This is a genomic window from Tardiphaga sp. (assembly GCF_025356345.1).
Taxonomy (GTDB): domain Bacteria; phylum Pseudomonadota; class Alphaproteobacteria; order Rhizobiales; family Xanthobacteraceae; genus Tardiphaga.
The window spans coordinates 1-13,877 of record NZ_JANXTC010000393.1; the positions used below are offsets into that span (position 1 = coordinate 1).

The following is a 13,877-nucleotide window of genomic DNA, read 5'->3' on the forward strand; positions in this document are numbered from 1 at the left end:
TAGAAGCGCCCGGTGCAGACGACATCGACGAGGACGTCGTGAACCAGCGCCCGCTGCGAGATGGTCATCTTCGTCTGCGAGACGGCACGGTTGCCTGCGAGGTCGATCGAATTGCCACCAAGGAAATGCAGGATATTGACGCCCTTGGCCCAGCCAGCCTTGCTCATGGCGATGAATTCGTCGGCGGTGCCCTGGGTCCAGGTCGCCATCATGCGGCCGTCATCGAACCAGACGCTGCGAAACCGCTCCCAGTCGCCGGCATCGCGCCAGACCACCCAGTTTTCGATCAGGTCGCGGATGGCAAGACGGTCGAGAATCTCTATATCCATGGAATGTCCAACATTGGCGGAGCGGTACAGCCGTGTGGCTCCAGCAATAGTCCGATCATTTCCTCCCGAAAAGAGCGTTCATGACAAAGCCGACCTCCCCGATCGCCGCACCGGTGGCGCCCGTTCATCCGCACAGCTTCACCACCCATGGCATCACGGTCACCGACAATTACGCCTGGCTGAAGGACGCGAAATGGCAGGAAGTGCTGCGCGATCCCGCGGTGCTGGACCCGGAGATCCGGCAATATCTGGAAGCCGAGAACGCCTATAGCGACAGCCTGCTTGGCAGCACCGCGGCGCTGCGGAAGACGCTGGTCAAGGAAATGCGCGGCCGCATCAAGGAAGATGATTCCAGCGTGCCGGCCAAGGACGGGCCATGGTCCTACCTGCGCAAATTCCGCGAGGGCGGCCAGCACGAGATGTACGGCCGCACGCCGCGCGACGGCGGCGAGGCCACCATCATCCTCGACGGCGACAAACTGGCCGCCGACCACAAATATTTCAAATTCGGCGGTGCCCGGCACTCGCCCGACCACGCGCTGGAAGCCTGGAGCGCGGATATCGCCGGCTCGGAATATTTTTCGATCCGGGTGCGCGACTGGGCGACCAGCACCGACAGCGCCGACCTGGTCGAGGAGACGGATGGCGGCGTGGTGTGGACGCTGGACTCAAAAGCGTTCTTCTATGTGAAGCTCGATGACAATCATCGCCCGATGCAGGTCTGGCTGCACAGGCTTGGGCAGAAGCAGGCGGACGACAGACTGATTTACGAAGAGCCCGACGCCGGCTGGTTCACGCACATTCACGAGAGCTCCAGCGGCCGGTTCGGCGTGATAGCCGGCGGCGACCACGAGACCTCGGAGCAGCGCCTGCTCGACCTCGCCCATCCCGAGGCGCCGCCGCGCCTGGTCGCGGCGCGCGAGGAGGGTGTGCAATATTCGCTGGCCGACCGCGGCGACGAATTGTTCATCCTCACCAATGCCGATAATGCGATCGACTTCAAGCTGGTCACCGCGCCGCTCGCCGCCCCCGCGCGAACCAACTGGCGCGATTTGATCCCGCATCGCGAAGGCATCTATCTGATCGATATCGATCTCACCGCCGGCCATCTGGTGCGGGTCGAGCGCGCCAATGCGTTGCCCGCGATCATCATCCGTGATCTCGCGACCTCGGAAGAACACGCCATCGCCTTCGATGAAGCCGCCTATTCGCTCGACGCCATGGGCGGCTACGAATTCGACACCACCAATCTGCGCTTCGCCTATTCGTCGATGACAACGCCGTCGGAGGTCTACGACTACGACATGACGACACGCGAGCGGGTGTTGCGCAAGCGGCAGGCGATCCCCTCCGGCCACAACCCGGCCGACTACGTCACCACCCGGATCATGGCGAAGGCCGATGACGGCGCCGAGGTGCCGGTATCGATCCTGCACCGCAAAGACCTCAAGCGCGATGGCGCGGCGCCGTTGCTGCTCTATGGCTACGGCTCCTATGGCATGGCGATGCCGGCATCGTTCTCGGCCAACCGGCTGTCTCTGGTCGACCGCGGTTTTGTCTATGCCATCGCGCATATCCGCGGCGGCGCCGACAAGGGCTGGGGCTGGTATCTCGACGGCAAGCGCGACAGGAAGACCAACAGCTTTGACGATTTCGCCGCTTCCGCGCGCGCCTTGATCGCCGAAAACTATTCAAGCGAGCAGCGCATTGTCGGCCATGGCGGCAGCGCCGGCGGCATGCTGATGGGCGCGGTCGCCAACCGCGCCGGCGACCTGTTCGCCGGCATCGTCGCCGAGGTGCCGTTCGTCGATGTGCTGAACACCATGCTCGACGACACGCTGCCGCTGACGCCGCCGGAATGGCCGGAATGGGGCAACCCGATCGAGAGCGAAGCCGACTTCAAGACCATCCTGTCCTATTCGCCCTATGACAACGTGACGGCGCAGGACTATCCGGCGATCCTGGCGATGGGCGGCCTCACCGATCCACGCGTCACCTATTGGGAGCCGGCGAAATGGATCGCGCGGTTGCGCGCCACCATGACCGGCGGCGGCCCGGTGCTGCTGCGCACCAATATGGGCGCCGGTCATGGCGGCGCCTCCGGCCGCTTCAACCGGCTCGACGAGATCGCCATCGCCTATGCCTTCGCGCTGTGGGCGGTGGGGATGTCGGAGGGGGATGAAGGGTAAGCGGATAACACGGTCATTCCGGGGCGGCAGCGGCGAGCCGCGAGCGAACCGGAAATCCAGAGATGCGATGAACCGCTCGGGATTCCGGATCCGCACGCCAGCCGGCTGCGCCGACTGCCGTGCGCCCCAGAATGACACCTATCCCCCGCTCGCGCGCACGGCCTGCGCCAGCAACGTCGCATCGGCATGCGGAAGCGGCAGATAGCGCGCGCCCATTTCGAGCGCGAATTGCGCGGCCATTGGCCCCGGCCGTGGCGATGTATCAACCAGTACCGACAGGATGCCCGCAGCGCGAAGCTGTCGGGCCGCGGCGCCAGCATCCTGTTCGGCGCGCGGGCGGCCCTGGGCGCCGTCGCGGGCGATGTTGGCGCGGCCGTCGGTAAGCACGATCACCGTCGGCGTCTGGCCCCTGCGACGAACCGCATCCGCCATCAGCACGGCGGCATCGAGCCCGGCGGCCAGCGGCGTGCCGCCACCGCCCGGCAGACCGGCGAGGCTGCGCCTGGCCCGCGCCAGCGAACGCGTCGGCGGCAGCAGCACTTCGGCGGAGGCGCCGCGAAACGCGATCAGTGCGACCTGGTCGCGCCGGATATAGCAATCCGCCAGCAGCAATTCGACCGCCCCCTTGGCTTCGGCCAGCCGGTGCAGCGCCGCCGAGCCGGAGGCGTCGACCACGAAGATGGTCGCGGTCTCGCTGCGCGCCCGAAAACGGCTGATGCGGAAATCATGCTTCCGGATCAGGATGCGCGATGGCGGTTGCACTCCCGCGTTCGCCGCCTCCCGCCGGCGCAGCGGCTGCCACGCCGCCGCCGCGCGCAGCGTCGCGATCAGGTTCAGCTTGGCCCCGGCGCGCAATTCGCCGCGCCGCGCGCCAGTCGGCCGGCCGCGCCGGTTCGATTTTTGCCAGGCCCCCGCCCTGCCGGAGGAACGCGCTTGCGCGCGCCCGGCGGAGGCCTGCAACGCCGCCAATACGCCCGGCGGGATTGCCGCCTGCGCGGCTGCGAGGATGATTTCATCGAGCGCGCGACCGGGATCCGGCGCCGGCTCGTCCTCCGGCGCACGATCGCCCGACGGGTCGTCGGGCTCGGGCGGCGACTCGGCCGGTTGCGGTTCCTGTCGCTCGGGAAGAATTCGCGCGCGCGCGGCCAGCACCAGACGCGCCGCCAGCGCGACGTCGTCCTGCCCGAGATGCGCATGACCGGCCAGCACCGCGCTGGCGCGGGCGACGCGCAGCGCCAGTAACACCGCGCGTAGCGAAACGACGCCGAGCGCGGCGGCGGCGGCGCACAGCGCCTCAATTTGCGCATCGCTCCCCCGCGGCGATGCGAGCCGCGCTTGCGCCGCTGCGATATCATTCGCATCGATGGCGAATTCGACGGTGTCGCCCCACGCGACATCGTCGAGATCGACATGCAATGCCAGCCGGTCGCACAGTGCTTCCGCGGCGCCTTCGTCCTCGAGGCCCTCGTCGAGCGCCACGACGCCGAACCGCGCCGGCAGCCGCAGCGACAGGCCGTCGCGCTCGACCAGGCATTCACCCGAATCCATCGCGGCCGTGACATGCGCCACGGTTGCCGGCGACATGCGCTCCGCCATCGCCAGCAGCAACACGCCGCCATCGACCTCGGCCAGCACTCCGCGCTCGGCCACCGGCCGGCCGGCGCGCAGCGTGGCGTCGAGATCCAAGCCGCCGAGCAGCCGACCATCGGCAATTGCCACGTGCAGGTGTTTCAGCGGAGGCATTGCCGGCAGCGCCGCGCGCAGCAGCGCCAGAAAGCGCTCGCGGACCGGTCCGGCGCGGGCGCGCAGCAGCAGGCCGGTGCCGGCGGGATCGACGGCGAACAATCGCGCCGCGACCATGGCATCGGCCCAGCGCGCCGCGCTCATCCGAAAATCTCAGCAACGGCGCGATCAACGCGGACACTGGAGCCGGCGTCGTCGAGCGGATTGCGGCGCAGCCGATGCCGAAGCGCCGACGGCGCGATGCGCTTCAGATGCGCGTCGGTGACATCGCTGGCGCCCTCCAAAGCGGCGAGTGCGCGCGCCGCGCGCATCAGCGTGAGTTCACCGCGCAACCCGTCCGTCCCAAGCGTCATACACAAAGTCGCCGCGCGTTCCAGCGCCGCGTCGGACACCGCCACCGAGGGCGAGCGTTCGCGCGCGACGACAATCTTCTTGCGCAGTTTAGTCTCCTCCTTCGCCCAGCTCGCAATAAACGCCGCGCCGTCGCGCTCGAAAGCATCGCGGCGGCGCACCACCTCGATGCGGTCCTTGAGATTGTCGGGCGTCTTCACCTCCACCGACAGGCCAAAGCGATCGAGCAGTTGCGGGCGTAGCTCGCCTTCCTCCGGATTGCCGGTGCCGACCAGGACAAAACGCGCGGGATGGCGGATGCTCAAGCCTTCGCGTTCGACGACATTCTCGCCGGAGGCCGCGACGTCGAGCAAGAGATCAACGAGGTGATCCTCCAGCAGATTGGCTTCGTCGATATAGAGGAAGCCGCGATGCGCGCGCGCCAGCAGGCCAGGCTCGAACGCCTTCTCGCCTTTGGCGAGCGCGCGTTCCAGATCGAGCGCGCCGACGACGCGGTCCTCGGTGGCGCCGAGCGGCAGGTCGACGACGGGCACAGGGACCTGCGCGATCTTCAGTGGACCTCTTGCGGCCAGCGCGCGGCTCTCGTCGGAGAATTCCTCCGGCCGCTCCGGATCGCAATTGTAGCGCGAGCCGGCGACCACCTTCATCTTCGGCAGCAGCGCCGCCAGCGCACGCACGGCGGTGGATTTTCCGGCGCCACGATCGCCGAATGCCAGCACGCCGCCAACCTTGGGATCGACGGCGGCAATCAGCAGCGCCAGTTTCATCTCGTCCTGTCCGACGATCGCCGAAAACGGAAACACTGACGCCATGCGAAATCCTACATTGTCATGGTTCGGGGCGGCTGCGTTCGATGATCTCGCCGGCGCCCTTGTGCAGCAAATCGAGCCCGACGGCGCGACCGAGTTCGCGCGGCCGGTCCGCCGGGCCCGAGCGCGTCACTTCGATGAAATGACCGCCCGCCTCGTCGAGCACCGAGGCGGTCATCGACATGTCGTGACCGCTGATGATCGAATAGGCCGCGATCGGCGAATTGCAGTGGCCGTTCAGCACCCAGAGCACTTCGCGTTCGGCGTCGCAGCACAGCCGTGCGGCGGGATCGTCGATCAGCGACAGATAGCGCCGCGTCGCCCAGTCCGACGCCGCGCATTCGACCGCGACGATGCCCTGCCCGGCGGCCGGCAGCATCTCCTCGATCGAGAAATCATGGGCAATGCGGTGCGCCAGCCCGACGCGTTCGAGGCCGGAGCGCGCCATGATCAGCGCATCGGCGGGACCGACCTCGCCGCCGCCCGGCAGCCGCTGCATCTCGCAGCCGTCGAGTTTGCGCACCCGGGTGTCGGCGGCGCCGCGAAAGTGGATCACCTCGATCGCGGGAAACAGCCGCCGCGCATAGGCGGCACGCCGGACGGCATTGGTACCGATCTTGAAACCCTCGCCACGCGCGCGCCGCAGATCTTCCAACGTCACGCCGTCGCGCAGCACCAGCGCGTCGGTCGGCGGATCGCGCACCAGCGCCGCGCCGATGACCAGGCCGGGCGTATCTTCATTGCCGGGCATGTCCTTCAGCGAATGCATCGCGGCCTGCAGCGTGCCGGCGCGCACCGCGGCGCGGATTTCGCCGACAAAGGCGCCACCCTTGCCGCCATGGCGCAACAGGTTGCTGGTCTGGTCGCGGTCACCCACCGGGTCGAACTTGACGATCTCGACATCGAGCTCAGGCGCCACCACCAACAGCCGCCGCGCGATCTCTTCGGTCTGCGCCAGCGCCATCGTGCTCTTTCGCGTGCCGATACGCATAGAAACTGTCACCAAGCACGCTCCATCCCCGTCGACCGCGCAATTGACGCGGAACCTGTTGCCAGGAGATTAAAGCCAGCCGGCAACGGAATGCAAACGGATGCTCTTATTTCCCGCGGATCACCGGGCCGGCCTTCACAGTCAGGATGAATCAGCTTCTATCCCGCGGCGCGCAATGGTAGTCAGGAAAGCCGGCTGGTTCGCCGGTGATCGATGGCTGGAATGAGGACGCGCGTGAGTGCTGAAGTCCTGATCGGCGATGGCGAAGGCGCGCATCTGGTGCCACACCCGCTGCGTGCGGCGGTGCTCGGCGAGGTCCATGCGCGGCCCTTTACTGCCATCGAGGTGCCCTGCCGGATCATTCATTTTGCCTTCGACACCACCGGCCCCCTGGCCCAGGCCGACCGCGCCAATCTGGTGGTGTTCTGCGTGGCCCGCGGCCTGCCGCCGCCCGGCCCCAGCGAGAAGCACCACCGCGTGCCGTTCGGCAGCATTACGCTGCGCTGGGAACAGCATTCCGAGTTCACCACCTATACCTGGGAGATGCGCTCGCCGCCTGGCGGTAGCCCGTTTCACCCCGACGCGGCCTCCCTGGCATCGCCGATGAGGCTGGTGCCACAGCCCGGACCGCTGCTGGTGGCGATCGACTTGCACGCAATGGCCGAAGATGGCGAGCGCACTGCGCCGGAGCTATTATTCGACCGTGCCAGCCTGGCGGTGGCGGAAAATTCCGACGGCGCCGCGATCTATGCCACCGACTTCCAGACCGGGCCGTCCGGGTTCGTCCGCATCCTGCTGATCGATCGCGGCATGCCGGCCGAACGCGCCGGGGCGCTCGCGCAGCGCGTCATCGAACTGGAAACCTACCGGACCCTGGCGCTGCTCGGCCTGCCCGAGGCGCAGCGGCTGGCGCCCTCGATCGCTGCCAGCGAGCAGCGGCTGGCGGAAGTCACCCAGGAAATGCGCCGCCCCGGTGACCTGCCGAGCAATCACCGGCTGCTCGACGAACTCACGGCACTGGCCGCCGATGTCGAGGCTGGCGCCGCCATCAGCGGGTTCCGGTTCGGCGCCAGCCGGGCCTATGAGGACATCGTCACCCAGCGGCTGCAGACCATCGGCGAGCGCAAGGTCGGCGGCCTGCCGACCTGGTCGTCCTTCCTCGCCCGCCGCATGAATCCGGCGCTGCGCACCTGCGTGACCATCGAGAACCGGCAGTCCAATCTGGCGGTCAAGCTGGCGCGCGCCGCCAATTTGCTGCGCACCCGCGTTGATGTCGAACTCGAACAGCAGAACCAGGAACTGCTGAAATCCATGAACGCCCGGACCCGGCTGCAACTGCGGCTGCAGACCACGGTCGAAGGCCTGTCGGTGGCAGCGATCACCTATTACGTGGTCAGCCTGTTCGGCTATCTCGCCAAGGCCGCCCATGACAGCGGCAGGCTGCATCTGGAGCCGAGCATCGTCACCGCCGCTTTCGTGCCCGTGGCGGCATTGGCGATCTGGTGGACGGTGCGGCGGATCCGGCGCAAGCATATTTCCGGCGAAGACTGAGGCATGCCGGGTCGCCCGCCGCCGGGATCACCGACCATGCGCGCGGCGATTTGGGCCAAGGGCGCGGTTGCGCTACTGGCGATCGGCGCCATCGCAATTTCTATCCTCAACCTGAGTGATGCCGGGCATGGATTGCAGATCTCCCGCGCGATCGTCGGTACCACGCCGGTGACGGTGTTCCGGCCCGTGGGCGACACGCCCGCGCCTGTCGTGGTGATCGCCCATGGCTTTGCCGGTTCGCAACAGCTGATGCAGCCATTCGCACTCACTTTGGCACGCAACGGTTATCTCGCGGTCACCTTGGATTTCCTCGGCCACGGCCGCAATCCGCGGCCGATGCGTGGCGACATCAGCGAAGGCACCGGTATCACCGCCGCGCTGCAGAAGGAACTTGGCGAGGTCGTGACCTTTGCCCGCGCGCTGCCGGGCAGCGACGGGCGGCTCGCGGTGCTCGGCCATTCAATGGCCTCGGATATCGTGGTGCGCTACGCGCAGGCAAATCCGGATGTGCAAGCCACCGTCGCGGTGTCGGTGTTCTCGCCGGTGGTCACCGCGAGCAGCCCGCATAACCTACTGGTGATCGTCGGCGCTCTCGAACCCCAGATGCTGCGCGACGAGGGGCTGCGGATCGTCGGCCTCGCGACGGGAGGCAAGGCGGTGGCCAACGAGACCTACGGCGATTTTACGCAGGGCACCGCGCGAAAACTGGTGCTGGCGTCCGGCGTCGAGCATATCGGCGTGCTGTACAGCCACGACAGCATGATCGCCGCGCGGCAATGGCTGAACCAGGCTTTCGGCCTCACCGGTGACAGCTTCGTCGATCGCCGCGGCGTTTCGCTGGCGCTGTTGTTCGGTGGGCTGATCGCGATGGCCTGGCCACTATCCTCGGTGCTGCCGCGGGTTGCCGCGGCGCCTGCGGGCAGCGGCCTGAGCTGGAAACCGCTGCTGTTGGCGACGTTCGCGCCGGCCGTGCTGACGCCACTGCTGCTGTGCAAGCTGCCGACGGATTTCTTGTCGATCCTGCTTGGCGATTATCTCGCGCTGCACTTCCTGCTGTATGGCGCGTTGACCGGCACGATGCTGTTATGGCTGCGGCCAACGGAACCGGCGACAGCCACAATTTCGAAGCGGTCCATCATCCTCGCGGCGCTCGCGGTGGCCGCCTACAACATCATCGGCTTCGGCCTGGCGCTGGACACTTACATATTCTCGTTCTGGCCAATTCCACTGCGTTGGCCGGTAATGGCCGCGATCGCGGCCGGCGCGCTGCCCTATTTCATCGCCGATGAATGGCTGACGCGCGGCGCCGGCGCCCGGCGCGGCGCCTATGCGCTGACGAAATTCGCCTTCCTTTTGTCGCTGGCAATCGCCGTAGCGCTGAATCCAACAAAGCTGTTCTTCCTCGCGATCATCGTGCCGGCGATCCTGCTGCTGTTCTTTGCGTTCGGCCTGATCAGCCAATGGTGCTACCGTGCCACCTACCATCCGCTGCCCGGCGCGCTGGCCAATGCCGCGGTGTTCGCCTGGGCGATCGCCGTGACATTCCCGATGATCGTCAGATAATTGGAGAGACCATGTTCAAGCCCGCCCGTATCGAGCCCGAGCCCGGCCAGGAATCAGCGTGGGACTATCCGCGTCCGCCGCGGCTGGAGAAGGTCACCGAACGGCTGCGCGTGATCTTCAATGGCGAGACCATCGCCGACACGGTCGCCGGCTATCGCGTGCTGGAGACCAGCCATCCGCCGGTGTATTATTTGCCGCCGGAAGATCTCGCCAAAGAGTATCTGGCCCGGGCCTCGGGAAGCTCGTGGTGCGAATTCAAGGGCCAGGCGATCTATTGGTCGCTGGAGGTCAACGGCCGGCGCGCCGATAACGTGGCGTGGAGCTATTCGACGCCGACGCCGGCCTTTGCCGCGATCGCCGGCTACCCCGCCTTCTATGCCTCGAAGGTCGATGAATGCTGGGTGGGCGACGAGCAAGTGCAGGCGCAGCAGGGCGATTTTTATGGCGGCTGGATCACGTCAAAAATCGTCGGCCCGTTCAAGGGCGGCGAAGGTACCCGCGGCTGGTAGGCCGCGGGTGAACGCGTTCAGGCCTTGGGCAGGCCGACCCAGCTATCCGAGGCGAACGGACCGGCGGTCTGGCGCACGATCACATTGATGATCGACGCCACCAGGATGTTGGCGACCAGCGCGATCAGGCCGACATAGGCGGTTGCCGAAAAACTGCCGATCGTGAGCAGATGCAACGGCTTCAGCCCGTCCATCCAGGTCAGGTAGGTACCGCCGAACAGGCCGACCGCCCAGCCGGCGAGCAGCGCCGGCGCGGTGAACCAGCGGGTGAACAGGCCGAAGACCAGCGCTGGCAGCGTCTGCAGGATCCACAATCCGCCGAGCAATTGCAGGTCCAGCGCAAACTGCGTCGGCAGATAGATGATCACCAGCAGCGCGCCGACCTTGACCACCAGCGAGGCAACCTTGGCGACGCCGGCTTCCTGGGCATGCGTCACATCCGGATTGACGTAGGCCTTCCAGAAATTGCGCGTGAACAGATTGGCCGCGCCAATGCTCATCACCGCCGCCGGCACCAGCGCGCCGATCGCGATCGCCGCGAAGGCGAAGCCGGCGAACCAGCCCGGGAACAGGTTCTGGAACAGCGCCGGCACCACGTCATTGTTGCTGGCGAGTTTGAGATGCGCGGCGTGGCCCATATAGCCAAGCAGCGCCAGCAGGCCGAGCATCAGCGTATAGGCCGGCAGCAGCACCGCATTCTTGCGAATGGTGGTGGCGCTCTTGCTGGCAAAGATGCCCGTCAGCGTATGCGGATACATGAAGGCCGCCAGGGCCGAGCCCAGCGCCAGCGTGGCATAGGCGATGTACTGGCTGGGCTGCAGCAGGATGCTGCCGGAGCCCTTGGCCTTGAACGCATCCTCGGCCGCGGTGAATACCGCGGCGTAGCCGCCAAGCTTGCCCGGGATGTAGGACACCGCCGCGATCACGACGATGTAGATCATGATGTCCTTGACGAAGGCGATCAGCGCCGGCGCTCGCAGGCCCGACGAGTAGGTATACAGCGCCAGCACCAGGAAGGCGGCGATCAGCGGCCATTCGCCCTCGAAGCCGAGCGCCTTGACGGCCGCGGCCATGCCGATCAGCTGCAGCGCGATATAGGGCATGGTGGCAATTACGCCGGTGATGGCGACGGCGGCTTCCAGCGTACGTGAGGAATAGCGGCCATAGACGACATCACCGGCGGTGACATAGCCATTGTCCTTGGCCGCCTGCCACAGCCTCGGCATCACCAGGAATACGATCGGATAGACCAGGATCGTATAGGGCAGCGCGAAGAAGCCGTAGGCACCGACCGAATACACCAGCGAAGGCACCGCGATAACCGTATAGGCGGTGTAGAAGTCGCCGCCGACCAGGAACCAGGTGATCCAGGTGCCGAACTGGCGACCGCCGAGGCCCCATTCGTCAAGACTGGCCAGCGTCTTCGGACGCTTCCAGCGTGCTGCGACAAACCCCATGATAGTGACCAGCGCGAAAAAGAAGGTGAAGACCGCGAGCGCGGGAATATCGAGTTCAGTCTTCATGGGGATAGGTCCGGTAGGAAATCCACGTCAGCACGGCGGTCACGGGTACCCAGGCGAGCTGGTACCAGTAGAAGAACGGGAAGCCGAACAGCGCGGGATCCTTGAAATTATAGAACGGCAGCCACAGCAGACCGATGAAGGGAAGCAGCAACAGCCATAGATAGTGCCGTTTCATCAGTGGGATCTCCTGCCGCCCGGTGAATGTCATGCGCGCAGGCCGGCGAGGCAGGTCGCGTGCCGCCTGTCTAGGTGCGACACTCTGTCGTGTAAAGCACCCAGCCGCAGGGCTGCCATGAGTGGCAATGCCTCTGTTACGGCTGCGTCTGTTGTTCCAGGACGGGTTCCGCAGGGAACACAGGCCGCAACCTGGAGACGTCCAATCATTTGCGGATTCCAGAGCGCGCACCGCTTGCGCAGCGCGCGCTCCGGAATAATCGGTTTCAGCGTCCGCCGAACGTCGTATCGCCGAACAGTGCTTTCTGCGTCGAGGGCTGCGAGCGCCAGTATTGCGGCGGGGCATCAACCGTGGCGCCGAGCTGGGCCGCGGCATGCCACGGCCAGCGCGGGTTGTAGAGCAGACCGCGCGCCAGCGCGACGAAGTCGGCCTGGCCGGAAGCGATGATGTCCTCGGCCTGCTGCGGCTCGGTGATCAGCCCCACGGCCATCACCGGCACGCCGGTGGCCTTTTTCACGGCCTCGGCGAACGGTACCTGATAGCCCGGCCCGAGCGTGATCTTCTGCTGCGGGGAGACCCCGCCAGAGGAGACATCGATCCAGTCGACGCCGCGCTTCTTCAACTCATTGCCAAGCACGATGGTCTGCTCGACATCCCAGCCGCCTTCGACCCAATCCGAAGCCGAAACGCGAAACCCGACCGGCTTGCCCGCGGGGAATACAGCGCGCACCGCGTCAAACACTTCGAGCGGAAAGCGCATGCGGTTTTCCAGCGAACCGCCATATTCGTCGGTGCGCTGGTTGGAAATCGGCGACAGGAATTCGTGCAGCAGATAACCATGCGCGCCATGCAGCTCCAGCGCATCGATGCCGAGCCGGTCGGCACGCTTCGCGGTCGCTACGAAAGCGTCGCGAATACGGGTGAGGCCGGCGGCGTCGATCTGCTGCGGCATCAATTCGCCGGGTTTCTGCGGCACCGGCGACGGCGCCTGTGCGACCCAGCCGCCATCGGCAAGCGCAACCTGCTGGCCGCCGTCCCACGGCGCATGGCTTGACGCCTTGCGACCAGCATGGGCGAGCTGCATCGCCACTGCGACCTTCGAATGCTTACGGATCGCCGCCAGCACCGGCTTCAGCGCCTGTTCGGTCGCATCGTCATAGAGACCGAGATCGCCCGGGGTGATGCGGCCGATGGCTTCCACGGCGGTCGCCTCCAGGCACAGCAGGCTGGCGCCGGACAGTGCCATCGTACCCAGATGCATCATGTGCCACTCGGTGGCGCAGCCATCCACGGCGGAATACTGGCACATCGGCGACACCACGATGCGGTTGGGCAACGTCAGGTCGCGCATGGTGAACGGAGAGAACAAGGCGCTCATGGGGATTCCGGGGTGCGAGGGTCAAAGGCCGCGCGGCCGGGAGCCGCGGTTGTCCCTATGGAATTGACGCGATCGCGTCAAAAGGCAAGCCCGCCTGGGATCACGGCCGCGGCATTCGTAACATAAACGGGGCGTATCAGCTTCCTGATACGCCCCGCCATTCGACCTGTCAGGCGCTACAGCGCCGACACCCGGATCAATACGGGCAGATCACCCGGCCCCATCGACGGCTGAAATAGCACCCCGGCGTCACGAAGCGCGGGCCGCCGTAGAAGCCATAGCCACGGCCACGGCCACGGCCCCAACCGCCACCGCCACGGAAACCGCCGCCACCGCGGAAACCGCCGCCGCGACCACCCCCGCGGCCGCCGCCGCCACGCCCGCCCCCACGGGCATCAGCCGACGTACTCGCCGTGGTCAGCAACACGGCCGAAGCGCCGATAATGCCGACGCAATACACAGAGATCAGCGCCATCGCCGCGAGGCAGCGGGTCACGAAATTATGGCGCCTGGTAGATGTGGTGTGAGCCATTCTCGGGTTCTCCCATTCCATCGAAGCAGCAAACGTAGAACGCTTCCGTCGTCGAATTGAACCGTGGCCAAACTCAATTCGCGCTTAGTCTGAAAACATATTAGTATTATGGCCATGGCAAGGCGTTAACTACCGATCGGACAAGAATGGGTTCAGGCGTTGGCGCCGGTGAGGTTGCAACCATTCCGCGCTTGCGAACAAACGCGCATTGCCCGATCGTTGATGTTGCCTTCG

The 13,877-nt window shown here is 66.2% G+C and carries 12 protein-coding genes; 4 read left to right on the forward strand and 8 right to left on the reverse strand.

What is annotated here, in order from left to right:
• Positions 1 to 329: nuclear transport factor 2 family protein (locus tag Q0S16_RS23990; protein WP_295854251.1), on the reverse strand; the 329-nt coding region annotated here is incomplete at its 3' end.
• A gap of 80 nt (positions 330 to 409) precedes the next feature.
• Between Q0S16_RS23990 and Q0S16_RS23995 the strand changes: the two genes are divergently transcribed.
• Positions 410 to 2,518, forward strand: coding sequence for a S9 family peptidase (locus Q0S16_RS23995; RefSeq protein WP_295854254.1), 2,109 nt, complete (start codon positions 410 to 412; stop codon positions 2,516 to 2,518).
• Between the two features lie 138 nt (positions 2,519 to 2,656).
• On the opposite strand, the gene Q0S16_RS24000 is transcribed toward Q0S16_RS23995, so the two are convergent.
• Genes Q0S16_RS24000 through hemC form a run of 3 tightly spaced genes read right to left on the reverse strand, consistent with a single transcriptional unit; the run spans position 2,657 to position 6,424 of the window.
• Positions 2,657 to 4,405 (reverse strand): magnesium chelatase subunit D, encoded by a 1,749-nt coding sequence (locus Q0S16_RS24000; RefSeq protein ID WP_295854256.1) that lies wholly within the window; start codon positions 4,403 to 4,405, stop codon positions 2,657 to 2,659.
• Positions 4,402 to 5,424, reverse strand: coding sequence for a magnesium chelatase ATPase subunit I (gene bchI / locus Q0S16_RS24005; protein ID WP_295854259.1), 1,023 nt, complete (start codon positions 5,422 to 5,424; stop codon positions 4,402 to 4,404). The genes Q0S16_RS24000 and bchI overlap by 4 nt, the downstream gene beginning before the upstream one ends.
• A 16-nt stretch (positions 5,425 to 5,440) precedes the next feature.
• Entirely contained in the window at positions 5,441 to 6,424 is a 984-nt protein-coding gene (gene hemC, locus Q0S16_RS24010) for a hydroxymethylbilane synthase (protein ID WP_295854262.1), read from the reverse strand.
• Between the two features lie 222 nt (positions 6,425 to 6,646).
• Between hemC and Q0S16_RS24015 the strand changes: the two genes are divergently transcribed.
• From Q0S16_RS24015 to Q0S16_RS24025, 3 genes are read left to right on the forward strand one after another with little or no spacing between them, the layout of a single operon-like run.
• The gene (locus tag Q0S16_RS24015) at positions 6,647 to 7,963 is read left to right on the forward strand and encodes a DUF3422 domain-containing protein (RefSeq protein ID WP_295854266.1); all 1,317 of its coding nucleotides are present in this window, start codon (positions 6,647 to 6,649) and stop codon (positions 7,961 to 7,963) included.
• Positions 7,964 to 7,999: 36 nt separating this feature from the next.
• A complete protein-coding gene (locus tag Q0S16_RS24020) occupies positions 8,000 to 9,526 on the forward strand; it encodes an alpha/beta fold hydrolase (protein WP_295854269.1) in 1,527 nt (508 codons plus the stop codon).
• An 11-nt stretch (positions 9,527 to 9,537) separates the two neighbouring features.
• On the forward strand, positions 9,538 to 10,035 hold the full coding sequence (locus Q0S16_RS24025) for a DUF427 domain-containing protein (RefSeq protein ID WP_295854272.1): 498 nt from the start codon (positions 9,538 to 9,540) through the stop codon (positions 10,033 to 10,035).
• A 17-nt stretch (positions 10,036 to 10,052) separates the two neighbouring features.
• Here Q0S16_RS24025 and mctP read toward each other — a convergent pair whose 3' ends face one another.
• The 4 genes from mctP to Q0S16_RS24045 all read right to left on the reverse strand — a co-directional run bounded on the left by mctP (position 10,053) and on the right by Q0S16_RS24045 (position 13,643).
• Positions 10,053 to 11,558 (reverse strand): monocarboxylate uptake permease MctP, encoded by a 1,506-nt coding sequence (mctP, locus tag Q0S16_RS24030; RefSeq protein WP_295854275.1) that lies wholly within the window; start codon positions 11,556 to 11,558, stop codon positions 10,053 to 10,055.
• Positions 11,548 to 11,733 carry a DUF3311 domain-containing protein gene (locus Q0S16_RS24035; RefSeq protein WP_295854279.1) on the reverse strand — a complete coding sequence of 62 codons (186 nt, stop codon included), beginning with the start codon at positions 11,731 to 11,733 and terminating at the stop codon, positions 11,548 to 11,550. The genes mctP and Q0S16_RS24035 overlap by 11 nt, the downstream gene beginning before the upstream one ends.
• Positions 11,734 to 11,998: 265 nt before the next feature.
• Positions 11,999 to 13,111, reverse strand: coding sequence for an NADH:flavin oxidoreductase/NADH oxidase (locus tag Q0S16_RS24040; RefSeq protein ID WP_295854284.1), 1,113 nt, complete (start codon positions 13,109 to 13,111; stop codon positions 11,999 to 12,001).
• Positions 13,112 to 13,307: 196 nt separating this feature from the next.
• On the reverse strand, positions 13,308 to 13,643 hold the full coding sequence (locus Q0S16_RS24045) for a hypothetical protein (protein WP_295854287.1): 336 nt from the start codon (positions 13,641 to 13,643) through the stop codon (positions 13,308 to 13,310).
• Positions 13,644 to 13,877: the final 234 nt, after the last annotated feature.

What these genes read in the sequence shown, in the direction of transcription:
- Q0S16_RS23995 (WP_295854254.1), top strand. Translation starts at nt 410, where the DNA reads ATGACAAAGCCGACCTCCCCGATCGCCGCACCGGTGGCGCCCGTTCAT.
- Q0S16_RS24000 (WP_295854256.1), bottom strand. Translation starts at nt 4,405, where the DNA reads ATGAGCGCGGCGCGCTGGGCCGATGCCATGGTCGCGGCGCGATTGTTC.
- bchI (WP_295854259.1), bottom strand. Translation starts at nt 5,424, where the DNA reads ATGGCGTCAGTGTTTCCGTTTTCGGCGATCGTCGGACAGGACGAGATG.
- Q0S16_RS24020 (WP_295854269.1), top strand. Translation starts at nt 8,000, where the DNA reads ATGCGCGCGGCGATTTGGGCCAAGGGCGCGGTTGCGCTACTGGCGATC.
- Q0S16_RS24025 (WP_295854272.1), top strand. Translation starts at nt 9,538, where the DNA reads ATGTTCAAGCCCGCCCGTATCGAGCCCGAGCCCGGCCAGGAATCAGCG.
- mctP (WP_295854275.1), bottom strand. Translation starts at nt 11,558, where the DNA reads ATGAAGACTGAACTCGATATTCCCGCGCTCGCGGTCTTCACCTTCTTT.
- Q0S16_RS24035 (WP_295854279.1), bottom strand. Translation starts at nt 11,733, where the DNA reads ATGAAACGGCACTATCTATGGCTGTTGCTGCTTCCCTTCATCGGTCTG.
- Q0S16_RS24040 (WP_295854284.1), bottom strand. Translation starts at nt 13,111, where the DNA reads ATGAGCGCCTTGTTCTCTCCGTTCACCATGCGCGACCTGACGTTGCCC.
- Q0S16_RS24045 (WP_295854287.1), bottom strand. Translation starts at nt 13,643, where the DNA reads ATGGCTCACACCACATCTACCAGGCGCCATAATTTCGTGACCCGCTGC.